A 23,934-nucleotide genomic window follows, 5' to 3' on the forward strand; every position below is an offset into this window, starting at 1 on the left:
GCTGACAAAGAAGAATCTCCTAATTTACGTATGAGATGACTGCAGATTGGCTAGACTGTGGAAAATCTTAGAAAGAAAGAAGGAGAAGCTTGTTGAGATTGCTAATTAGTATGTTGACTGCTGTTCTGCTGGTCATAACGCCGCTGTCCGTGTTTGCTTTAGAACTGGGATTATCGCCTGATGGAGGAATCTTGGTAAAGGATATTGCAGAAGAACCGGATGAAATTCCTGCAGAAGCAGTAACCTACACGGTTCAAGAAGGAGATACCCTGTACAGAATTGCTTATAACCATGGAATTCCGCTTGATGATCTGCTTAGCTGGAATGGCTTAAATTCTACCATCATCTATCCGGGTGACGAGCTGCATGTTGTGCTAAATACAAATCCTATAAAGCGAAGCCCAGTTCCACAGAAAAAACCGCCAGTACCCGTCGCTGCTACAGAGAAGCCGGTGAAAGAACTGACAGTGACCGCCACTGCTTATACAGCTTATTGTGAAGGCTGCTCAGGCACCACATACAGCGGCCAGAATTTGCGGGCCAACCCGAATCAGAAAGTTATTGCAGTCGATCCGGGCGTGGTGCCGATTGGATCCAGAGTTTGGGTCGAAAATTATGGCGAGGCAATTGCCGGAGATATTGGCGGTGCCATTAAAGGACATAAAATAGATGTATTCATTCCTTCATATGAGCGGGCGATGGAATGGGGAGTAAAAAAAATAAAAATAAGAATACTGGATTAAAATTAGGGGCTGCCTGATCTGTATTTCGCAGATCAGGCAGCCTGAATTGGATATTTTATAAAATAAATTGGGCTCTTCACCAAAACATGTGCTTGACAACCCGTCACGTGCATGTTGGCAGTGTGTGGATTTAATATGTGCTGATTTCGTTTCTCGACTTTGTAGGGATTTTAATTGAAGTGTGAGTTTGCAGTTTAAACCCGCTTCGGCGCTGGGGGATTGCCTTACGCTATGAGCCTACTGGCGAAGAACGTGCCAGCAGTCTCACAGCAACGGCCTACCCCGCAGTTGCGCCTGCGCTGGTGTGGGAGAAAGTACAATGTACTGATTTTTTTGCAGAGTATGAATTAGCCTGTCTTGTTCCGCATCTCGAGTTTGTAAATGCATCGATCACAAGAATCTAAGCCTTTGCAGGATGATAAGTATTGCATGAAAAACCTTACCCATTGTAATAGCCCCAAATAGTGTGCTCATACTGCCTGCTCCCACAAAAAGTCTTGAAACACCAGCCAGTGTACCTTCGTTCCAGGCAACCTAAGTACGCCGCAAGTGCCTTAATTTCTGCAAAGACCACAGAAATACGGCCAAGCGAACCCTACGCTGTTCGCTTGGCAACGGTTGCATGACTCACTTCGTGTGAGCCCGCGGCTAAAACACTCTGGGAGGATCAGCCCGACAGGTGAGACAACTTGCGGGAGCGAAAGCCTTTACGAAGAAAGGCTTTTGCGAATAAAAGCGTAGCGTTATGAGCACAGTTTGCCTTAATTTCTGCAAAGAGCGCAGAAATACGGCAAAGCGAACCCTTCGCTGTTCGCTTGGCTCACCGCGGGCCCGCAAGACACGCGTCCGCCTGGAACGCAGGGAAACGGTATCCTCCCACTCTCATCCTATATTGCGCAATCAAAGTCCAATCTCAAACTGCTCATGAAATAGCTTGTCAAGCACACATTTGGGTGCAGACCCATAAATTGATTTGTAAAGCCAGCGTAATTTCAAGTTGGATAATTGACGGTAAGTTAGCAAGTTTACCTTATTTCTCGCGGGGGAATAGTGCAGTAAAGCGAGGGATGCAGTTATGATGGGAAAAATGAAGTTTTATTTAGCAGCGATGATCGTAACGATCAGTCCGTTTGTCAATGCGAATCAATTTACTTATGCTGCAGAATCAGTAGGAACCATCAGCGTGATTTCATTTGACGGAATGGGCTATGAAGATACCCAGCGATATATACATAAAGGAATGATGAAAAATCTGGAAGAGTTCTCGCATCAATCGGCCTATGCGAGCAATTTCGTTACAGTGACACCATCACTCACTGCCCCTTCACATGCGACGATGGCAACAGGCGCGGGACCTTCCCAAACCGGTATTGTCAGCAATCACTTTCATTCTGAAGGGGAAACGGTAAAAAATGATCAGAGCGGGTTTTCTCAGACATTAGGCGTGACTCCTATTTGGAAGGAAGCGAGAAATCAGGGAAAAGTAACGGCGACTGTCGCATTTCCTGATTCCGATCCGGATAATGCGTCGGCGGCAACATATGCAGTTTATTCAGGCGGGACTCTGTCAGAATCTAAATTACATGATTTGAAGTTTGAAACAATTGATGACGAACGTATTGATCAATTATCTTCCGATCACATAAAGGCAGAGGAAGCAGTTGTGTCGTTAGATATTAAAGATCAGCCGAGCCGGGAATTGTACGTGCTGGCGGTAAAAGAACATAATGAGAAAAAAACCACTGTTTATCTTTCAGATGACAGAAAGAAAATTGGAGAACAAGTAAATTTGGATGATTGGTCAGCTGTGGAGCTGGATATACCGTCAATGGACAGTGCCGGTTTTTATGTGAAATTTAAAGGGAAGCCCGATGAAACGGGTCATTTTCAGTTGTTTCAAGGCACTATGATGGGCGGTATCTATAGAGGGCCCGAACATTTTGCTGGTGATATCTCTTCAAGATTCAGCTTTTATCCTGCTCCTGATGAGACGGAAGCATTTAAAGAAGGGCAGATCACAAGACACGAATATGAAGAAGCGGGAGAACGTTTTGCAGAATGGATCACTGATGTCAGTCTGTATATAAAAGAACAATATGCACCGGATCTTTTATTTTACTATTACCCGCATGTCGATAATGAACTTCATGAATTCCTCTTGCGAGATCCTGCTCAGCCCGGTTACCAGACAGAAACCGTCGAAGAAAAAAAGTCCTATATGGATTGGGCTTTCGAACAGGCAGATGAAGTAATTGGTCGAGTCAAAAACGATTTAAATAAAGAAGATTATCTGTTACTTGTTTCCGATCATGGTCTGGAGCCGATCCATACCAGGCTGTCGCCTAATAAAGAGTTAGAAAAGGCAGGTCTTCTCGTGACCGACGCTAAAGGAAATATTGATATTTCCAAAACAAGAGCTTATGCAGAAGCCAGCGGTACAATTGCACATGTCTATGTAAATTTAACAGGCCGTGAGAAGAAAGGGATTGTCCCGCCAGAAGAGTATGAAGAAGTGAAACAGCAAATTATAGAGGTATTTCAAGCGAGAGATTTATTTTCGAATATGACGTACAATCCGTCTGCAGGAAGTAAACCCGTTTCACAATGGCTTAAAGGCTGCACTATACTGACATACAATTATCCGGGTATTTCGTCTTTATTCGTTCACAAGAGAGATGACATCCATCCATATGAAAAGGTTTTAACGGAAGGGATGACGGAGTTCGATAGTATAAACAATGAAAACAGCGGAGATGTCTTTCTATCTGCTGCACCCGGCTATTTGATGGGGAAAGATGCAAAAGTTGCTATTGAACCGACACAGGAATTTGGCAGTCATGGAGGAAATCCGGAAAGAAAAGCTTTGCGTCCCATGCTGTACATAGCCGGACCGGACATTAAGACTGGGAAAATGAGCAAGAGAATCAACATGATTGATATTGCACCGACTTTATATAAGTTGTTAGATATTGAGACGCCAGATTTTGTGGAAGGAAAAGTGATCTGGAATAAGTAATAATTATTCGTATAATATAGTAAACATACTATTCAAATATCTTCATAATTTTAAGAAACGTGCAGGCAGAGCTTTTCGCTGCGCGTTTCTTTTAATTTCGTCATTTTTCGCCAGTATAATATTTTATCAAGAAAGCATCTTGTGTTTAATCAGAAAAAAAGTATAATAGTGATTAATGAATTATTTCAGAAAAAAAGAAAAAGGTGAGCAAATGAGCGAAAGGCAGAAATTACTTCAGGTAAAGGATTTGCAGACGACCTTTTTTACAGACTCTGGAGAGATTCCCGCTGTAGATCATGTAGACTTTTATGTACGTGAAGGGGAAATACTGGGGATCGTCGGAGAATCCGGCTGCGGAAAGAGTGTGACATCCTTATCGATCATGCAATTGGTACCGAGCCCGCCAGGTAAGATTACAGGTGGAGAAATCCTGTTTGGTGAAGAAGATCTCCTGAAAAAGTCGGAAAAAGAAATGAGAGACATCCGAGGGAAAGATGTTGCCATGATCTTTCAGGAACCGATGACCTCTTTGAATCCACTCTTTACGATAGGTAATCAAATGAAAGAAGCAATTTCTCTTCATGAAAAGAAATGGTCTAAAAAACAAATTACTGACCGTGCGGTTGAAATGTTAAAGCTGGTCGGTCTTCCGCGTGCCGAAGAAGTTATGAAAGAATACCCCCATCAGCTTTCAGGCGGGATGCGTCAGCGTGTGATGATTGCGATGGCATTGGTCTGTGATCCTAAAGTTCTAATTGCAGATGAACCAACAACGGCGCTTGACGTGACAATTCAAGCACAGATTCTAAAGTTGATGCGGGAATTGAACGAACGCATGAATACAGCAATTCTACTAATCACTCATGATTTAGGAGTCGTTGCTGAAACTTGTGAACGTGTGGTGGTCATGTATGCAGGACAAGTCATTGAAGAAGCGCCGACGCAGGAAATATTTAAAAACCCATGTCATCCCTACACTCGCGGGCTGATTCAGTCTGTACCCGATATGCGTGATAAAAAAGACCGTTTGTACTCTATTCCCGGCAATGTACCGAAACCGGGCTCGGTCAAAAAAGGCTGCAGATTCGCGGCTAGATGTGAAAGCGCTTTCGCCAGATGTTGGGAAGAAACACCGCAATTATACAGGAACTCCGATGTTCACCAGACGAGATGTTTCTTATACGATGAGCAGGAAGGAGTGACAACAAAGGATGGACAAGCCACTGTTGAAAGTTGAAGGTCTGAAAAAATATTTTCCTATCCGTAAAGGGATAATCGGCAAGACAGTTGGTCATGTCAAAGCAATCGATGATATTTCATTTCATGTAAATGAAGGTGAAACGCTTGGAATTGTCGGGGAGAGCGGCTGCGGGAAATCAACAACCGGACGTACAATCATGCGCTTATTGGAACCGACTGAAGGCGTTGTGGAATTTCAGGGACGAGATCTGACCTCTATGTCTGCAAATGAAATCCGTAAAGTGCGGCGTGATATTCAAATGGTGTTTCAGGATCCGTACGCTTCATTAAATCCACGTCATACAATCGGTAAGATTTTGGAAGAACCACTTCTTGTGCACGGGGTAAGCAATGCAAAAGAACGCCGTGAAAAAGTGATCGAGTTCTTAAAAATTGTCGGACTCAGTGAGTATCATGCAAAACGCTATCCGCATCAGTTTAGTGGCGGTCAGCGGCAGCGAATTGGGATTGCCAGAGCGTTAATGACGAATCCTAAATTAATTATTGCAGATGAACCGGTTTCTGCACTTGATGTATCGATTCAGGCGCAAGTGCTGAACCTGATGCAGGATCTGCAGAAAGAATTTAATCTGACTTATATCTTTATCGCGCATGACCTGGGAGTAGTGCGCCATATCAGCAACCGCGTAGCTGTCATGTACTTAGGGAAAATCGTAGAGATCACGGAAAGTGAAGAGCTATATGCAAATCCTCTTCATCCCTACACGCAGGCATTGCTGTCCGCAGTGCCGGTTCCGGATCCGAATTATAAAAAAGAGCAGATCATTATCGAAGGAGATATGCCGAGTCCGGCTAACCCTCCAAGCGGCTGTGCGTTTCACACGCGCTGTCCTTTTAAAATGGATGTATGCACCAAAATCACCCCTGTATTAGCAGAGGAGAAGACCGGTCATTCTGTTGCCTGCCATCTTTACACAGCGGAAGGCAACGATGATATAGAAAGACAAAAACAATTGGAGGGATCTGTATGAGGAAAGGGAAATTGTGGTCGCTCGCTCTGATCATGCTGTTGGCTCTGTCAACTGCACTGGCAGCTTGTTCTGGCGGAGATGACACAAAGGGGAGCAGCGACAAAGATAAAGACGCTGCAGATAAAGGCGGAAGCGAGAATAAGACATTAGTATTTGGACGGGGCGGAGATTCAACATCTCTTGATCCATCCCGCGTAACAGAAGGGGAAACTTTTAAAGTAACAGTGAACTTGTTTGAAACCCTATTGAATTTTGGCGAGAAGGATACTACAGTACAGCCAGGTCTTGCAAAAGACTGGGATACAACTGAAGATGGTTTGACTTATACATTTGAATTAGAAGAAGGCATTACGTTCCATGATGGAACAGACTTCAATGCGGATGCAGTCGTAAAGAACTTCGAACGCTGGGCAAATGGTGATGCGGATACATTCCCTTACTATAACTCGATGTTCGGCGGATTCAAGGACGATGAAAGCCACGTAATTGAATCAGTGACTGCTGACGGCGACAATACAGTAGTTATCAAATTAAAGCGTCCACAGGCGCCATTCTTAAAAAATATCGCAATGAGTATGTTTGCGATCTCAAGCCCTGAAGCATTTGCAAAGGGTGATGATGAGTATGAACGTAACCCGGTAGGAACAGGCCCGTTCAAGTTCGTTGAGTGGAAGCCGAATGATACGATTACAATTGAAAAGAATGAAGACTATTGGCAGGAGGGGCTTCCGAAACTGGATCGCGTAATTTTCCAGTCTATCCCGGACAACTCTGCACGTCTGAATTCATTGCTTTCAGGTAATATCGATCTGGCTGACGGAATTAATCCGTCTGACGGCACGAAAATTGAAGACAATGCTGATTTGCAGCTTTTCGAACGTCCTTCCATGAACGTTGGATACCTGGGGCTGACAGTAACTCGTGAACCATTTGATAAGAAAGAAGTTCGTCAGGCAATGAACTATGCAATTGATAAGCAGACAATCATCGATTCGTTCTTTGAAGGACGTGCTGAAGTAGCGGCTAACGCAATGCCGTCATCTATTTCAGGCTATAATGATGAAATTGAAGCTTATCCGTATGATCCTGAAAAAGCAAAAGAGCTATTGAAAGAAGCAGGACTTGAAGATGGTTTCGAAATGGAATTATGGGCTATGCCGGTTCCACGTCCATATATGCCGGATGGCACGAAGGTAGCAGAAGCTATACAGAGCAACTTGGCAGATGTAGGAATTAAAGCGAAAATCGTTTCTTATGAGTGGGCAACCTATCTTGATAAAGCAGAAAAAGGTGAAGCAGATGCCTTCATGCTTGGCTGGACAGGGGATAATGGAGACGCAGATAACTTCTTGTATGTTCTTCTTGACGAAGATAATATCGGAAGCAATAACTATACGTACTTCAAAAATGAAGAAACACATAAGTTATTCTTAGAAGCGCAGACAGAAGTTGATGAAGATAAACGTAACGAGCTTTACAAGCAGGCACAGGAAATTCTTCATGAGGAAGCTCCTTGGGTACCGCTTGCACACTCCATTCCATTATTGGGTGGAGCAAAAGAATTGACTGGGTTTGTTCCACATCCTACAGGTTCTGATTTATTATCGAACGTAGAATTCAAATAAGCGAATGATGAAGTGTGATTTGTGAATGAAGTGGAGGGAGAAGCTTGTATTCTCCCTTTCTTTAATTCATTTTCAAGATAAGAGCCGGAGGGGTGAAAGAGTTGTTCAACTATACGATTAAAAGGCTTTTACAGCTAATTCCTGTCCTGCTAGGTATGACATTCTTAGTCTTTATGTTAATTCGTGCAATTCCCGGCAATCCAGCACAAGTGATCCTCGGACAGCAGGCGACTAAAGAAGCGGTCGAAGCGCTGACTGTCAAACTGGGATTGGATCAGCCATGGTATACGCAGTACTTCAGTTATTTAGGTGGAATTTTAAAAGGTGATCTAGGTGAGTCCATGCGGACACGTCTGCCCGTGGCAGATGAAATCTGGCCTTATTTGGCAGCGACACTGGAGCTAGCCTTATTTGCTATGATTATTGCCGTGATCGTTGGGATCAATGCCGGTATTATTTCTGCGTGGTTCCAAAATTCATGGTTCGACTATGCAGCGATGATTTTTGCATTAGTCGGAGTTTCTATGCCGATTTTCTGGCTGGGTTTGTTGGGACAGTGGGCTTTTTCCATTGAGTTGAGCTGGCTGCCGACAGCAGGACGGCAAAATGTTCGAGATCCTGTTACGGCTATAACGCATTTATACATAATAGATACGCTCATTCAGGGACGATTCGATCAGTTATGGCAGGTTCTGCGTCACTTGGTCTTGCCGGGACTGGCGCTCGCAACCATACCGATGGCAATAATCGCCAGAATGACCCGTTCAAGTATGTTGGAGGTTATGCGTTCTGATTATATTCGGACTGCACGTGCAAAAGGCCAGAAAATGTTCTGGGTTGTCTATAAGCACGCGCTGAAAAATGCGGTGATTCCTGTTTTGACAATTATCGGTCTGCAGATGGGTCTTCTGCTTGGCGGCGCTATCCTGACGGAAACAATTTTCGCATGGCCGGGTATTGGAAGATATATTTACGATGCCATCAACTTCAGAGATTATCCGGTTATCCAGTCAGGTATTCTGATCGTTGCGTTTATCTTCGTCATGATTAATCTGATTGTCGACTTATTATATGGACTGATCGATCCGAGGATTAAATATGATTGAGGAAGGAGGAACAGTTCATGTCAGAATTAACGCCTAAGGTAGACGGAGTGGCAGAAGCACAATTAGAGAAGACAACGGGGCCTTGGCGGGAAGCTTGGATAGGTTTTCGAAAGAGTAAAGTAGCGCTTGTCGGTGCTGGAATCGTATTGCTATTTATCCTTCTTGCCATTTTTGGCCCGTTACTGACTAAAGAAGGCATTAACGAGCAGATGATGGCCGACCGGCTGCAGCCTCCTTCTTCAGAGTATTGGTTTGGAACTGATGACTTTGGCCGGGATATCTTTTCTCGAATTGTGCACGGAGCAAGAATTTCATTAACTGTTGGATTCTTCGCAGTTGTCGGTTCGATCGTCGTAGGAAGTTTTTTGGGAATTGTAGCCGGATATTATGGCCGCTGGGTAGATACGATTATCTCCAGGATATTTGATATCATGCTCGCATTCCCTTCCATTCTATTGGCAATTGCAATTGTTTCCGTATTGGGACCAAGTCTTCGCAACGCACTGATTGCTATTGCGATTATCAATGTTCCGAACTTTGGACGCCTTATCCGTTCGAAAGTGCTCAGTATTAAGGAAGATGAATATATTATGGCCGCGAAAGCGATCGGAATGAAAGACTTCAGAATTTTGTTTTCACATATTCTACCGAATTCCATGGCACCCGTCATTGTACAGGGAACGCTTGCGATCGCTACTGCAATCTTGGAAGCGGCGGCACTGGGCTTCCTCGGGCTCGGAGCATCAGCACCTGATCCGGAGTGGGGGAAAATGCTGGCTGACTCGAAAGACTATTTGCAAAATGCGCCATGGACAATGATTTTCCCGGGAATCGCAATCATGCTGACAGTTCTGGGTTTCAATCTAATGGGCGACGGCTTGCGCGATGCACTGGATCCAAAAATGAAGAGTTAACATTAAAGAGCCTTCTCAGGATTATTTATTCTTGAGAAGGTTTTTTTGTTCTTTGGATCAATTGTTATTTCATCGTATTGTTTAACGGGTGTCTGTGCCTGGGGATTTACGCTTGAGCCGAACGCTTTCCGGAGTACACTCGGTGAGCCAAGCGAACAGCGAAGGGTTCGCTTTGCCGTATTTCTGCGTTCTTTGCAGAAAATAAGGCAATACAGAGTTCTTTCTGCAAGCCATTTTCGCTCCGCTCCGATCAACTAGCTATCGGGAAACAAATCTTGTTCAGCAATTGCACACGTTTGTTTAAGTTACTGAATTAAAATATTCCCTACATATTGCGCGCTACCTGCGCTGCTTTTAAATTCAACCACTAACACAAAATTTCCTTTGTCGGACGGGAATCTAAATTCCCTAAAGTCATTCATTTCAATTTCAATTTCTTTCTTATCATTTATTAAAACAGCCGTAATATTTGGATCTGTCCAAATATCTCCACCATTTTTTTCATTCTCTTTAAAATCTAAAGTGGCTTCTTGATTTGCAAAAACTTTTATTTCGTTCTGAGTTAATCCAAATTCCTGAACATCTTCTATTGCTTCGTGGACGTTCTCACTTTGCGTTTCCCAATTTATATTGGTTTCTGTTAATTGTATTTCTATAACCTCTAAATTTATATAAGCTCTTGGAACACCCACGTCGTAATCTTCTCCAAAACAACCTGTTAATGTTAAAATAAAAATCAACCCGACAAACAACCTCAAATATACTTTCATACCTCACCTCAAGATTTCAATTTTCCCACAATATGGCCTGATTGTTTAATGGACGCGAATCCATGTTCATGAATCGCACGCTATTGGTGAATTATAATGATGTCGATTTAGTTTACTTCTATGACAAAATCCGTGTATGGCTCACCATCAACTGTTACATCAATCTTCCAAAGTCCAGCTTCTCCAAATCCAATTTTCACTTCGGTCTCTTCTCCAATTTCTGTTTCAATGAGTTCCTCGGAATCGCCGGTATCTTGGTGAGTAGCTGTGATTTTATATTTACTGTGTCCCTTAACGTCCTCCAGAAAATAAATACGGTACAACCTCCCCTGTTGTGCCGGAAACACAGGCTGATCTGGGCCATTAATGTTGGTGATTCCGAACTTCTCTTGTGTCCCATACAAAACCTGATTATCCTTTGTGAAAGTTGGACTTACCTCCCAGTCGGTATCTTGGTTGTTAACTGTGCATCCAGCTAAAAATATTACACCCAGAAACAATAAAAAGATAATTTTTTTCATCTCCCCTTCATTATGTTGAAATTCTCAAATCCAAAATAATTTTCTGCGTTAAATTTAGGCTCATCACTATAATCTGTTCTTGACAACTAGCCTATTGCAAATCATAAAAATGTTCTGCAGTTTTGCAAGGTGTGACTGTAGCTACTGTGGTTCCGTCGCTCGACCGGGACAGATTTTTGAACGGGGCAGTGAGCTGCAGTCTGAAATCGCTTCGGCGCTGGGGGATTGCCTTACGCTGTGAGCCAGCCAGCAAAGAACGCGCATCACTGCCTTAATTTCTGCAAAGAACTCAGAAATACAGCAAGGCGAACCCTACACTGTTCGCTTTGCAACGGCCGACCCCGCAAAGGCGCCTTCGCTAGTGTGTAAAATGTACGTTATGCGGATGCTCAATCGGTTCTTGATTTGGAACCTTCTCACTAGGTTCAAAGACTTCATTCAAAGCTCCAATGTAAGTTGTATAAAGCACATGACAACGGCCATGTCAAAAATGATTGGGGTTTCGTGTAAAAGCCGCTTATTGCATGAGCTCCCTTTCCATTACAATTTTCACAGACGCAAAGATCACACTGCTAAGCACATAAAAAGTAGTAAAACACCAGCCAGTGTACCGGAGTGCAAGGCGGCGACTCTGGGAGGATCAGCCCGACAGGTGAGACAACTTGCGGGAGCGCAGCGACCAAGTTGGCTCACCGCGGGCCCTCCAGAACGCGTCCGCCTGAAACGCAGGGAAACGATTTCTCTCCACTTACCCATAATTCAACTCACTTATTTTGCTGACTCATCACGGGTCCGCCGAAAAGCTACCGTTTGTAGCACAGACCCCAAACTGCTTGCTATGTACACTGTCAAGCACATGTTATGGTGATGAGCCTAAATTCAACATAATTATTTCTACAATCTGGTTTGTTTGCTAGATTAGACGCCAATTTATACTCTATTCTAGCACAAAATGCTTTATTCCCTTTGAGATATCTAACTATTTTCACTCTTTTATAAAGGCTTTAAATCGAAATCTGTTCTTGATTTTTTGGTGTAATCATCATGACCAGCCGCCTGTAGTGGGGAGGTAGGGTTATGCGAGAGCCACACCCTTTCTACATAGTAAGTAGGATTGGAGCGGAAGACGGTCGACTCGGGGAGGATCAGCCCGACAGATGGGACAACTTGCGAGAATGCTTTGTTGAAATATGATGTATGGCCTTGATTTCTGTTAAGAGCACAGAAATACGGCCAAGCGAACCCTGCGCTGTTCACTTGGCGCAGCATGGGTCCTACAGAACACATTCACCTAAAACGCAGGGCAACGGTTTACCTCCACTATAGCCAAGAATAGAAACAATTCCGGTTTGTATTTGATGAAACAAGGGAAAGATAGAAGAAATTGAGTTAGAGATGAGGTGGAGGAATTGAATAAGGTATTCGCTGCCTTGGCTTTTATCGGCGTCCCTTTAGTTTTAATCGGTTCTTACTTCCATTGGTCAGACTTATGGATGTTTGGACTCTGCTGTTTAAGTATTATTGCGCTTGCAGCATTTATTGGAAGAGCGACGGAAAGTCTGGCGATCGTCAGCGGACCGCGTATCGGCGGATTGCTGAACGCGACCTTCGGAAATGCGGTAGAACTTATCATTTCAATATTTACATTGAAAGCAGGATTGATCGGCATCGTACTCGCCTCACTGACAGGTTCTGTCTTGGGCAACTTGCTGTTAGTTCTTGGGCTTTCATTTTTTGCCGGCGGATTGAAGCATAAACGGCAGAATTTCAGTATTTATGATGCCCGCTATAATTCTGCATTGCTGATTTTTGCAGTAGTCGTCGCTTTTGTTATTCCCGAAGTATTCACCATGGATATGGACCCGAAAACCGAGCTAAATTTAAGTGTTGGAATATCTGTCATACTGATTTTAATTTATTTAGCAGGTTTGGTTTTCAAATTATTTACTCACCGCGGCGTATTCGGCTCTGATAATCACGAGACAGATGAAGTGCCGGAGTGGACAAAGGGGAGAGCCATTCTTGTACTTTTGCTTTCTACTGTAGCCGTTGCATTCGTATCGGAGAAATTGGTGCATACCTTCAGCACGCTCGGTGAAAAGTTTGGATGGACCGAGTTATTTATCGGAGTCATTATTGTAGCAATCGTTGGTAACGCAGCAGAACATACATCGGCCATTACGATGGCAATGAAAAATAAAATGGATGTCTCGGTTGAAATCGCGATTGGTTCCACATTGCAGGTCGCGATGTTCGTTGCACCGGTTCTGGTTTTGATTTCTTTGATGATGCCGACTGCCATGCCGCTTGTGTTCACCTGGCCTGAGTTGATTGCGATGATTACCGCTGTATTCTTAGTCGTCAACATCTGTCAGGACGGTGAGTCGAATTGGTTTGAAGGGCTGACGCTGTTCGCGGCCTATCTCATCATGGGCATTGGATTCTTTCTATTGTGAAAAAAACCGATTCGCGAGTCAGGCGAATCGGTTTTTTCATCAGGATAAACGTTCTTTAAAATCTTTATAGCCGAACTGCTTGACGATTTGTAAATTGCCGTCAGTTTTCTGCAATACGATCGCAGGTAGGTTCATTCCGTTGAACGTATTATTCTTCACCATCGAATAGTGTGCCATATCACAGAATACCAGACGGTCGCCAGGCTGCAATGGAGCATCAAACGAATAATCTCCAATAACGTCTCCGGCCAAACAAGTCGGGCCGCCCAGACGGTAGGTATAGGCTTTTTCATTCGGCATGCCTGTGCCAATAATATCGGGGCGGTACGGCATTTCGAGGACATCCGGCATATGGCAGGAAGCCGATGTATCAAGAATCGCAATCGGCGTACCGTTATGCAGCGTATCAAGCACTGTCGCGACTAAGAAGCCGGTGTTGAGAGCAACAGCCTCTCCAGGTTCCAAGTAGACGTCCAGTCCGTATTTCTCCTTCATGAAGTTGATCGAGCGGATTAATACGTCCATATCGTAATCAGGCCGGGTGATATGATGCCCACCGCCAAAATTGATCCATTTCATTTGCTTCAGATAAGGGCCGAATTTTTCGTCGACGACTTGTATTGTGCGCCACAGTGTATCGGAATTTTGCTCGCACATCGTATGGAAGTGCAGTCCGCTGATGCCGTCCAGCTGGTCCGGTTTGAAATCTGCCAATGTAACGCCGAATCGGGAATGTGAGAAGCAGGGGTTATACATGTCGACTTCAATCTCAGAGTACTCGGGATTGATTCGGATTCCGCATTCGATCTGCTTGCCGCTGTTTTTCACTTGAGCCTTAAAACGGTTCCACTGCGCAAATGAATTAAACACCAAATGATCGGAATAACGAAGAATCTCGTCAAATTCATTTTCCTGAAAAGCAGGGGAGTACGTATGCACTTCTTTGCCCATTTCTTCATAACCGAGACGCGCTTCGAAGAGTCCGCTTGATGTGACGCCGTGCAAGTACTTGCCAATCAGAGGATAAACTTCAAACATCGAGAATCCTTTTTGGGCGAGTAATATTTTGCAGCCGGTCTCATCAATGACGGCTTTCATTTTTTTGAGATTATTTATGAGCAGCTCTTCCTCCACCACATAGCTCGGTGAAGGAACTGCCTGTACATCAAAGTTCATATCATTCTCCTCAGTCAATCAAAGTTGGATTGAAATCTTCATGCCATGGCAGGCCGTATTCATTCAACGCGTCCATGAATGGATCTGGATCGAACTCTTCGATATTGAAGACGCCGGGCTTTTTCCATTTCCCAGTCAGCATCATCATGGCGCCGATCATTGCGGGGACTCCTGTTGTATACGAAATCGCCTGTGAACCGACTTCGCGGTAGCACTCTTGGTGATCGCATATATTATAAACATAATACGTTTTAGGCTCTCCGTCTTTCGTGCCCTGATAGATACATCCAATATTCGTTTTTCCTTTCGTGCGCGGTCCAAGTGAAGCAGGATCCGGCAATACAGCTTTTAAAAATTGCAACGGAACGATTTGCTGTCCTTCGAATTCGATCGGCTCAATGGAAGTCATGCCGACATTCTCCAGTACCTTCAGATGTGTCAGGTACTTTTCAGAGAATGTCATCCAGAAGCGGATCTTCTCCACGCCTGTAATGTTTTTAGCGAGTGATTCTAATTCTTCATGGTACAGCAAGTACACATCTTTCGGTCCGATTTCCGGCAGATCGTAGACACGCTTCACTTCAAGCGGCTCTGTCTCAATGAATTCACCTTTTTCGTAATAACGGCCGTTTGCTGTGATTTCACGAATATTAATTTCTGGATTGAAATTCGTCGCGAAAGGGTAACCGTGATCGCCTGCATTGGCATCGACGATATCGATTGTGTGGATTTCATCAAAGTAATGTTTCAGGGCATAAGCAGAAAATACACCGGTTACGCCGGGATCGAAGCCGCTGCCTAGCAATGCGGTAATTCCTGCTTCCTCAAACTTTTCTTTATACGCCCACTGCCATTTGTATTCGAATTTCGCTGTATCGAGCGGCTCATAGTTTGCTGTGTCCAGATAATCGACTTTTGTTTCAAGACATGCATCCATGATCGTCAAATCCTGATAAGGCAACGCGACGTTGATGACGATATCCGGCTGGAATTCATTGATCAATGCCACCAGTTCAGGCACATTGTCTGCATCGACTTGCGCTGTCTGGATTTTCGTGCGTCCGCCGTCCAGCTTTTCTTTCAAGGCATCACATTTTGATTTCGTACGGCTCGCGATACAGATTTCCTCAAATACGTCAGGCACCTGACAACACTTATGAACCACTACACTGGCTACGCCGCCAGCTCCGATAATTAATGCTTTTCCCATTAAAAACACCACCAATTTATATTATTTTTTATTGATTGCGATTGCTAATTCACGCAGTACTTTACAGGCGACAGCAGTAGAGACGCCGCTTTGATCATAAACAGGAGACAACTCATTGATATCACACGCGACAATATTCAGGCCGCTGACGGTCAGAACGGCCTGCAACAGTTCCATGAACGTAACACCGCCCGCTTCAGGCGTACCGGTGCCGGGGAAGACAGAAGGATCCAGAACATCAAGGTCAATCGTCAAATAGACTGGTTTGCCCTGCAGTGTTTCAACGGTTTTCCCGAGGCCTTCAAAATTAAATTTCTGCATAAAGACATGCTGTTTCGCAGCCCACTCAAACTCAGGGCGGTCGCCAGAACGAATGCCGTATTGATAGATTCTGCCGTCCCCGAGAATATCCCAGATTCTGCGGATGACCGTCGCATGTGACAGATGCTCGTCCAGATAATCATCGCGCAGATCGGTATGCGCATCAAACTGAATGACATGCAAATCTGGATATTTCTTCGCGACTGCACGCACAGCTCCGAGTGTCACCAGATGTTCTCCGCCGATCATGCAGGGAATTTTTTCATCCTCTACAATCTGTGCTGTGAACTCCTCGATTTGATTCAGAGCCCGTTCCGTATTGCCGAAGCTGAGTTCCAGATCGCCTCCGTCAAACAGAGAAAAATCAGTTAAATCCGCTTCCTGATAGGGACTGTATGTTTCCAGCCCGAATGATTCGCTGCGCATGATCTTACTGGCAAAGCGTGTACCTGGACGGAATGAAGTAGTGGAATCAAACGGTGCACCGAAGACGACGAATGATGCATCGTCATATTCCGCTTCAAATCCGAGAAACGTTTCAATGTTTTTATTCAGCATGGATCAGTAGCTCCTTTACATAATTCGGCAGTGCGAATGAGCCGGCATGAAGTTTTGTATTATAGTATTTTGTCTGCAGTCCAAGTGCATTCCACGCATCCGCCTGCAAGTCTTCAACAGGATCATATTTTTTGGAAGCAAATCCGAACAGCCAATGGCCGGAAGGATAAGTTGGAATATGCGCTTGATACACTTTTGAGACAGGGAAGAAGCCCATGATGCTCTTATGTGCCCGCTGCATGCCTTTTGCATCTTCCGCATAAAAAGGACTTTCATGCTGATTGACTAAAATGCCGTCATCCTTCAGCGCCTTATAGCAATTGCCGTAGAATTCTTTTGTGAAAAGCCCTTCACCCGGGCCGAACGGATCCGTTGAATCGACAATGATCAAGTCATAAGCGTTTTCTTGATGGCGTACAAATCTTAGACCGTCTTCAAAATAAAGTTGTACCCGGGGATCAGTCATCTGTCCGGCCGTCTGCGGTAAATACTTTTTACAGACTTCCACAACCTGTTCGTCGATTTCCACCATATCAATTTGTTTAATAGATGGATATCTGGTCAGTTCACGCACAGTTCCGCCGTCCCCAGCTCCGATCACCAGCACTTTTTCAATCGAAGGATTGGTGGCCATCGGAACATGGACGATCATGTCATGATAAATAAATTCATCTTTTTCGGTAATCATCACATAACCGTCGAGTGTCAGGATCTTGCCGAACTCATAGGTTTGAAAGACATCAATTTTCTGGAATTCACTTTTAGCGGTATATAGATGCTCCTCGACTTGAATGGAAAAACGGACATGCGGTGAATGTTCTTCTGTATACCAAAGGTTCATCAGTCAGCCTCCTTTACTACATTGATATTCTCTACTTGCGGATCTTCTGTCCCCGTCAAGAAACAGCCTTTGTCCTTGCAGTACGCAATATAGTGGATGATTTCTTCTGTGATCCGCTCTCCTGGTGCCACAATCGGGATGCCTGGGGGATAGCACATAACGAATTCACTTGCGGTCCGTCCCGCTGCCTCTTGCAGAGAAAGGGTCTCTTTCTCCGAATAAAATGCCTGCTGCGGTGACTGGACGATTTCCGGATTGATATATTCATGATCAAACAGTTTGCTTGGATCTTTTTTGTAACGGCGTTTAATTTCAGCCAGAGCAGCGACCAGCCGTTCTAAATCGAGAGTCCGGTCACCGACAGAAATATAGGCCAGGATATTGGCCACATCGCCAAATTCAATCTGAATATCGTATTCATCACGCAGAATATCATACACTTCGATTCCGGCAAGCCCTATTTCACGGGTATGGACCGACAATTTTGATTCATCAAAATCAAAAACGGTGTCCCCGTTGATCAGTTCTTTTGAATAAGCATAATAACCGTCGATTTTATTGATTTCATCGCGTGTGTATTGTGCCATTTTAATCACCTTATCGAAAATCTCCTGGCCATGAAGGGCGAGATTCTTTCGTGAAATATCAAGTGACGACATCAGTAAATAGGAGCCGCTCGTCGTTTGGGTCAGATTGATGATTTGCCGGGTATAGCCTTCGCTGACTTCATTATTAATCAATAAAAATGAGCTCTGCGTCAGAGAACCGCCTGATTTATGCATGCTGACCGATGCCATATCAGCACCGGCAGACATGGCGGAAGCAGGCAGCTGGTCGTTGAAATAAAAATGCGTGCCGTGCGCTTCGTCCACTAAAACGAGCATATCGTGGCGGTGGGCAAGTTCCGTAATGGCCTGCAGATTCGAGCAGATCCCGTAATAAGTCGGGTTGTTGATCAGAATGGCCTTAGCGTCAGGATGATCGAGTATCGCCTGTTTGACATCTTCAACGCCCATGCCGAGCGGGATACCGAGGTCCTTGTCTACGCCCGGATTAACATAGACGGGCAGTGCGCCACTTAAGATCAACGCATTGATGGCACTGCGGTGGACGTTTCTGGGCATAATAATTTTCTCTCCGGCTTTGCAGGCAGTCATGACCATAGCCTGTACAGCAGAAGTCGTGCCGTTGACGAGCAGAAAGGCGTGTTTGGCGCCGAAAGCATCAGAAGCCAGTTCCTCTGCTTCGCGTATGACGGAGACAGGGTGGCACAGATTGTCGAGCGGCTTCATGGAATTCACATCATGATGCAGGCATGCTTCTCCAAGAAATGCCGCAAGTTCAGGATTGCCCCGTCCGTGCTTATGGCCGGGTACATCAAAAGGTACGACTCGTGCGGATTGATACTGCTGCAGTGCTTCCATAATCGGAACACGGTGCTGTGATGTTTTCACTGTTCTCGCCTCATTCATTTTCGTATACATTGGAACCGCTGAAAATTTCAATCATCTCTTTTCGCAGATTATGAGAGATTTGAAGACGTTCCTTCGGTGGTATTTCCGATACATCCCGGTTAAACAGATAATCCTGCAGATCAATTTCTTTTATTAGCATTTTTGTATGGAAGATATTCGCCTGGTAGACGTTGACATCGATTGCGTCATACTTCTCAAGCGTTTTCCGGTCAATGAAATCCTGTATCGATGTCATGGAATGATCCATGAACAATTTTCTGCCGTCCACTGCTCTTGTAAAGCCCCGCACGCGATAATCCGCTGTGATAATATCCGAATCAAAACTGCCGATAAGATAATCCAAAGCTTTCAGGGGCGAAATTTCACCGCATGTGGAGACGTCAATATCGACCCGGAATGTCGCGATGGAGTTATCTGGATGATACTCCGGATACGTATGGACTGTTACATGGCTCTTATCTAAATGACTGACGACTGAGTCTTTTTCAGGAGGGAAAGGAATTGCCCCCTGATTACAGGAAGGATCAATTTGTGAGGCAGGGAACTTCTCTTCTGAAATCATCAGAGTAACGCTGGCTCCCTGCGGATCATAGTCCTGTTTGCTGACATTCAATACATGTGCACCAATCATTTCGGTGACATCGTAAAGAATTTTGGTCAGCCGTTCTGAATTATATTGCTCGTCGATATAGGCGATATACTCACTTTGCTCCCGTCGGCTTTTCGCATAGCTCACATCATAAATGTTAAAGCTAAGAGTCTTGGTGAGGTTGTTAAAGCCGTAGAGCTTGAGCTTGTTTTCCAACCCTAACACCCTTCCTTTCTATGTTGATTACAATTTATGGGCATAAAAAAATCTCCCTCCAACCGGCATGAAACAGCACAAACATGACAGATTGGAGAGAGATCTTTACTCTGTTCGCTTGTATATAAAAGACAATATACTTGTAGAGGATTTCCTCAAGTCCATTACATAACAGGTGATTGAATTGATGAAGCATTCACAGGGTACTCTTCCTAAATAAAATAACTTATGAAATTATTTTCAGTATAAAGGATAAGGACGAAAAAACAAACCTTTTTTCTTGAAAAAATATAAAAATGTGACGGTATTATATTCGAATGGAAAATCAATGAATTGTCGTCCGGCGCTGATTGAGATATGGTATACAGTAAACAGTTAATTTACTTGGAGGGAATCGAATGAATGATACATCCGTTGAGTATTTAGAAAAAGTGCGCCAAGATTTTGAAACGAGCGCTTTCTGGAAATTTTCAGGTTTGCAGACACAGAAACTGGCAGAAGGCGATGTGGAATTATATTTACCGTACCGTCCACAATATGATAATGTACGCGGTACTATACATGGCGGTATGTATATGTCGGTTCTGGATACGACGATGGGCATGCTTTGCCGCTCTCTTGGTTCTGACGACGTCATGACGATCGAAATGGCGACACATTTTTTAAAGCCTGCTGTTCAGGAGGCAATTTATTCAAAAGCATCAGTCATTAACAGAGGACGGAGCACTGCATTAGTCGATGGTAAACTGTACAATGAAAATGATGAACTAGTTGCACACTGCACAGCTACATTTAAACTGAACTGAAACGTTTAATCCGCTGGCAGCAGGCAAGATACTTATGAATGAGGCAGGTCCTTTTATGAATAAAAAAGCACTCTATTTAGGCTTATTTACAGTAGTGGCATGGGGTTCCAGCTTCGCGGCGATCCGGGTCAGCCTGCTCGGCGGCTACTCACCGGGTCATTTGGTCTTGACACGTTTCATAGTGGCTTCACTCGTATTTATTCTTTATGCAATGTGGCCGGGAACGAAAATCCGTATTCCTGAACGGCAAGATATATGGAAGATTTTATTATTAGGATGGACGGGCATCAGTGTTTATCATTTCGGTTTGACGTACGGCGAGCAGACAGTGGCGGCCGGCACGGCAGGCTTGTTCATTGCAACGGTGCCGATTTTTACGGCTATTATTGCCGTCATCTTCTTAAAAGAACGGATCAGTCCGCTCGGCTGGATTGGAATGGCCATCGGTTTGGCAGGTGTCGCGTTAATCACAATCGGCAGTTCGGATGGGGCAGTGGAAATATCGGCAGGCGCCTGGTTCATTTTAGCAGCGGTCATCGCGACTTCGTTATTTTTTGTCTTCCAAAAGCCATTATTCACCCGCTATAAGCCAATCGAATTAACGGCATATTTTACTTGGGCCGGCACATTGCCGTTCTTATTTTTTACACCGGGCCTGCTCAATGAAATTCAAGGTGCGACCTTGGAAGCTACGCTGTCCACTATTTACATGGGGTTAATCCCGGCAACGATTGCGTATGTAACATGGTCGACAGCATTATCGATGGCAGATGCAGGAGCTGTCTCCAGTCTGCTTTACGTGGAGCCTGTTGTTGCCATTTTGGTTGCGTATGTTTGGCTGCAGGAATTACCAAGCGCTCTGTCTGCAATTGGCGGGCTGATTGCGATACTTAGTGTCATTGCAGTGAATTGGGAAGCGATGAGGCGAAGAACAGTACTGAAATAAACAACAGCCAAGCACGAATGCCCGGCTGCTGTTAATAGAACTATCCTTTTGGGATAAACGTCTGACAATCGGTTTCGGCGGAGTCTTTTGCTTTTTTTCCTTTTCTGGTGACAACTTTGATCTCTTCCGCACCACATAGGTTGCCTGCCTCCCAGAAGTGGCAGTTCGTTACTTCACACAATACATCCTTTGCCAAATCGACGCACCTCCCTTTTCGTGTAGGATGTCCGAAATGAAAGGTTTCATTCGAATGCACGAGGGAAGAGATGTAAGTAAAAATTGGAGGAGAGTACATGGTTATTGTAGAAGATATCGCTACACCGCGATTGCAGAATTACCAGCAGTTCACGAATGATCCAATCGGTTTTTTTATGCGGATGCGTCCGCTCGGAGACGTGGTTTCGATGAAGACCGGGTTCTCACCGACGTATATTGTCAACAGTCCTGAGGCAATCAGGGAGATTTTGATTCGCCATGATCAGTCATTTATTAAAGGACGCACGACGAAAGTGCTTCAGCGCACGGTTGGCGAAGGGCTGCTGACTACGGAAGGCGAGCGGCACGGCTTTCAGAAAAAGTATATGCAGCCGACTTTTTATAAGGAAGCTCTCGAGCGTTATGCCTATGCAATTGTCGAAGAGACAGAACGGGTTGCTGAACGTTTAGAGCAAGCGCAGGAATTTGATATACATAGCGAGATGATGCAGCTGACATTGTCGATCATCACACGTACCATGTTTTCAACTGATGTTTCGGCAGAGGAGAAAAAACTGGCAGATGCCGTCACAACAACGATTGAGGAAAGTGTGAAGATTTTATTCAACCCGATTATAATACCTGCAGCGGTCCCGACGAAATCGCATCAGAGACATAAGCAGGCGATTCGTACATTGGAAGATATGATTGAGGATGTGCTTGTGGCAGCAAAAAAACAGCCGGAACTTTTTCAGCGCACTTTGCTTGGTATGATGCTTGAGATGAAGGATGAGGACGGGGAAGGACTGCCGGATAAAGAACTTCGGGATCAAATGATGACGATGCTGCTGGCGGGTCATGAAACGACAGCCAATCTGCTGGCATGGATATTCGCGGAAATTGCAGCACATCCTGAAGTGGAATCGCGCCTGGCGGCAGAATTGGCTGGAGCTGACTTGTCAGGCAATCCATTCGACTGGATGCGTGAACTGCCGTATGTCCAGCAGATCATTGAAGAAGGACTGCGGCTGTATCCGCCGGCTTGGCTGATTTATCGCGAACTGGGCGAACCTCTTGAGATGTTCGGACAAACTTTTAAAAAAGGCAGTACCTTCATGCTGTCGCCTTATGCAATTCACCGGAATGAAGAGGTTTTTCCAAATCCCGAAGAATTTGACCCTGATCGTTTTGCTTCAGGAAATCGCTATGCACCATTCAGTTATTTCCCATTTGGCGGTGGATCCAGAAGCTGTATTGGTTCTCGGTTCGCAATGCTTGAAGCAACATTGATCCTCGCCGTTCTATATAAAAATTTCTCATTCAGCAATCTTCGGCCACATCCGCCGGTTCCAGAACCTTTGATCTCACTGCGAATTAAAGACGGCTGGCCGATGCGGATTGAAAGACGTTCTATAAGAAAATAAAACAGCGCCATCATGTTGAAATAATCTGTTCAGTTTTTTGATGTGAAAATGGGGATAACTAGTAAAAAAATATTGATTTAGAGAGTGAAATAGCCTGCCAAACGCAGTACTAATTCATTTTAATTTTTTTGGATCGGTATAATGGCAATAGAGAAAATAAATTTAGGCTAGTTCAATAAACGGGCCATTTAGTTTAAGACTGTTGCAAGAAAGTAATCATTAAGGGGAATACTATGAAACCTAAAATGAACAGAAGAGATTTATTAGACAACGACAATATATGGAACACTATTATAACAGTGATAAGTGAATGTGATTTATCTACTAAAGACACAGTTTTAAATGAAGCATTTATTGTTTTTCAATACTATTCTGAGCTTGAAAGTGGAGGACACGAAACTTTACTGAATTGGATTGAATCGTATATCGATGAGATAAGCATTGACATTTATTTAAACAAATTAATACCTACCCTCGAGAAAATTGGTGCTCAAGACTATGCAATGATTGAGAAAAGATATGGTCAAGAATTGTGGAGGTTGTACGTTGCTCTAGAAAATGATGAGATAGAAGAAGATGAATTTTATAATGTTATTAAAAAGGCTGATGACGAATATCACAAGCTTAACGGGATATTAGAGAATTTACTAAAAGCTTACTTTGTTAGTATTCATACTGATTTAATAGATGTAGTTGAAGATTAATCAATAAAGGATGCTATAGTACCTTCCGTAATCGGGCGCGATTGTTGAATAAATGGTAACTTCTTTTTTTATATTTTAAATTAGATAAATA

General features: G+C 44.2%; 21 protein-coding genes. 12 read left to right on the forward strand and 9 right to left on the reverse strand.

Annotated elements, in window-relative coordinates; translation table 11 throughout:
* The first annotated feature begins 92 nt into the window (after positions 1-92).
* The 7 genes from NCCP2331_RS05715 (at position 93) to nikC (ending at position 9,635) form a co-directional block, all read left to right on the forward strand.
* Entirely contained in the window at positions 93-743 is a 651-nt protein-coding gene (locus NCCP2331_RS05715) for a 3D domain-containing protein (RefSeq protein ID WP_251669174.1), read from the forward strand.
* A 1,075-nt stretch (positions 744-1,818) separates the two neighbouring features.
* The gene (locus tag NCCP2331_RS05720; protein WP_251669176.1) at positions 1,819-3,759 is read left to right on the forward strand and encodes an alkaline phosphatase family protein; all 1,941 of its coding nucleotides are present in this window, start codon (positions 1,819-1,821) and stop codon (positions 3,757-3,759) included.
* Between the two features lie 211 nt (positions 3,760-3,970).
* Complete coding sequence (locus NCCP2331_RS05725) at positions 3,971-4,996, forward strand: ABC transporter ATP-binding protein (protein WP_153722165.1); 1,026 nt, start codon at positions 3,971-3,973, stop codon at positions 4,994-4,996.
* Complete coding sequence (locus NCCP2331_RS05730) at positions 4,971-5,990, forward strand: ABC transporter ATP-binding protein (protein ID WP_153722164.1); 1,020 nt, start codon at positions 4,971-4,973, stop codon at positions 5,988-5,990. The genes NCCP2331_RS05725 and NCCP2331_RS05730 overlap by 26 nt, the downstream gene beginning before the upstream one ends.
* A complete protein-coding gene (locus NCCP2331_RS05735; RefSeq protein WP_153722163.1) occupies positions 5,987-7,615 on the forward strand; it encodes an ABC transporter substrate-binding protein in 1,629 nt (542 codons plus the stop codon). Before NCCP2331_RS05730 ends, NCCP2331_RS05735 begins: the two co-directional genes overlap by 4 nt.
* A 101-nt stretch (positions 7,616-7,716) precedes the next feature.
* Positions 7,717-8,721 (forward strand): ABC transporter permease, encoded by a 1,005-nt coding sequence (locus NCCP2331_RS05740; protein ID WP_153722162.1) that lies wholly within the window; start codon positions 7,717-7,719, stop codon positions 8,719-8,721.
* Between the two features lie 17 nt (positions 8,722-8,738).
* Positions 8,739-9,635, forward strand: a complete 897-nt coding sequence (gene nikC, locus NCCP2331_RS05745; RefSeq protein ID WP_153722161.1) for a nickel transporter permease — start codon at positions 8,739-8,741, stop codon at positions 9,633-9,635.
* A gap of 305 nt (positions 9,636-9,940) precedes the next feature.
* On the opposite strand, the gene NCCP2331_RS05750 is transcribed toward nikC, so the two are convergent.
* Both NCCP2331_RS05750 and NCCP2331_RS05755 read right to left on the reverse strand, forming a co-directional pair.
* Positions 9,941-10,405 (reverse strand): hypothetical protein, encoded by a 465-nt coding sequence (locus NCCP2331_RS05750; protein WP_228551074.1) that lies wholly within the window; start codon positions 10,403-10,405, stop codon positions 9,941-9,943.
* Positions 10,406-10,512: 107 nt separating this feature from the next.
* Positions 10,513-10,926 carry a hypothetical protein gene (locus NCCP2331_RS05755; protein ID WP_251669178.1) on the reverse strand — a complete coding sequence of 138 codons (414 nt, stop codon included), beginning with the start codon at positions 10,924-10,926 and terminating at the stop codon, positions 10,513-10,515.
* 1,409 nt (positions 10,927-12,335) lie between these two features.
* Here NCCP2331_RS05755 and cax point away from each other — a divergent pair.
* Entirely contained in the window at positions 12,336-13,382 is a 1,047-nt protein-coding gene (gene cax, locus NCCP2331_RS05760; RefSeq protein WP_153722159.1) for a calcium/proton exchanger, read from the forward strand.
* Between the two features lie 39 nt (positions 13,383-13,421).
* On the opposite strand, the gene nspC is transcribed toward cax, so the two are convergent.
* The 6 genes from nspC to speD are packed head-to-tail and all read right to left on the reverse strand — an operon-like array spanning position 13,422 to position 19,768.
* A complete protein-coding gene (gene nspC, locus NCCP2331_RS05765) occupies positions 13,422-14,558 on the reverse strand; it encodes a carboxynorspermidine decarboxylase (RefSeq protein ID WP_251669180.1) in 1,137 nt (378 codons plus the stop codon).
* 10 nt (positions 14,559-14,568) lie between these two features.
* Complete coding sequence (locus tag NCCP2331_RS05770; RefSeq protein WP_153722157.1) at positions 14,569-15,768, reverse strand: saccharopine dehydrogenase family protein; 1,200 nt, start codon at positions 15,766-15,768, stop codon at positions 14,569-14,571.
* 21 nt (positions 15,769-15,789) lie between these two features.
* The gene (gene speB, locus NCCP2331_RS05775; protein WP_251669182.1) at positions 15,790-16,647 is read right to left on the reverse strand and encodes an agmatinase; all 858 of its coding nucleotides are present in this window, start codon (positions 16,645-16,647) and stop codon (positions 15,790-15,792) included.
* Positions 16,637-17,488: a polyamine aminopropyltransferase gene (gene speE / locus NCCP2331_RS05780; RefSeq protein WP_251669184.1), complete on the reverse strand. Its 852-nt coding sequence runs from the start codon at positions 17,486-17,488 to the stop codon at positions 16,637-16,639. The genes speB and speE overlap by 11 nt, the downstream gene beginning before the upstream one ends.
* Positions 17,488-18,972 (reverse strand): aminotransferase class I/II-fold pyridoxal phosphate-dependent enzyme, encoded by a 1,485-nt coding sequence (locus tag NCCP2331_RS05785; protein ID WP_251669186.1) that lies wholly within the window; start codon positions 18,970-18,972, stop codon positions 17,488-17,490. Before NCCP2331_RS05785 ends, speE begins: the two co-directional genes overlap by 1 nt.
* Entirely contained in the window at positions 18,953-19,768 is an 816-nt protein-coding gene (gene speD / locus NCCP2331_RS05790; protein ID WP_251669188.1) for an adenosylmethionine decarboxylase, read from the reverse strand. The genes NCCP2331_RS05785 and speD overlap by 20 nt, the downstream gene beginning before the upstream one ends.
* Before the next feature lie 398 nt (positions 19,769-20,166).
* Between speD and NCCP2331_RS05795 the strand changes: the two genes are divergently transcribed.
* Both NCCP2331_RS05795 and NCCP2331_RS05800 read left to right on the forward strand, forming a co-directional pair.
* On the forward strand, positions 20,167-20,574 hold the full coding sequence (locus NCCP2331_RS05795) for a PaaI family thioesterase (RefSeq protein WP_251669190.1): 408 nt from the start codon (positions 20,167-20,169) through the stop codon (positions 20,572-20,574).
* A 55-nt stretch (positions 20,575-20,629) separates the two neighbouring features.
* Complete coding sequence (locus NCCP2331_RS05800; RefSeq protein ID WP_251669192.1) at positions 20,630-21,520, forward strand: DMT family transporter; 891 nt, start codon at positions 20,630-20,632, stop codon at positions 21,518-21,520.
* Between the two features lie 40 nt (positions 21,521-21,560).
* On the opposite strand, the gene NCCP2331_RS05805 is transcribed toward NCCP2331_RS05800, so the two are convergent.
* Positions 21,561-21,716: a DUF1540 domain-containing protein gene (locus NCCP2331_RS05805; protein ID WP_153722151.1), complete on the reverse strand. Its 156-nt coding sequence runs from the start codon at positions 21,714-21,716 to the stop codon at positions 21,561-21,563.
* 97 nt (positions 21,717-21,813) lie between these two features.
* Between NCCP2331_RS05805 and NCCP2331_RS05810 the strand changes: the two genes are divergently transcribed.
* Positions 21,814-23,139, forward strand: a complete 1,326-nt coding sequence (locus NCCP2331_RS05810; RefSeq protein WP_251669194.1) for a cytochrome P450 — start codon at positions 21,814-21,816, stop codon at positions 23,137-23,139.
* Between the two features lie 233 nt (positions 23,140-23,372).
* Positions 23,373-23,843 carry a DMP19 family protein gene (locus NCCP2331_RS05815; protein ID WP_114925431.1) on the forward strand — a complete coding sequence of 157 codons (471 nt, stop codon included), beginning with the start codon at positions 23,373-23,375 and terminating at the stop codon, positions 23,841-23,843.
* Positions 23,844-23,934: the final 91 nt, after the last annotated feature.

The sequence above is a fragment of the Sporosarcina sp. NCCP-2331 genome (genome assembly GCF_023707945.1).
GTDB classification, from domain to species: domain Bacteria; phylum Bacillota; class Bacilli; order Bacillales_A; family Planococcaceae; genus Sporosarcina; species Sporosarcina cascadiensis.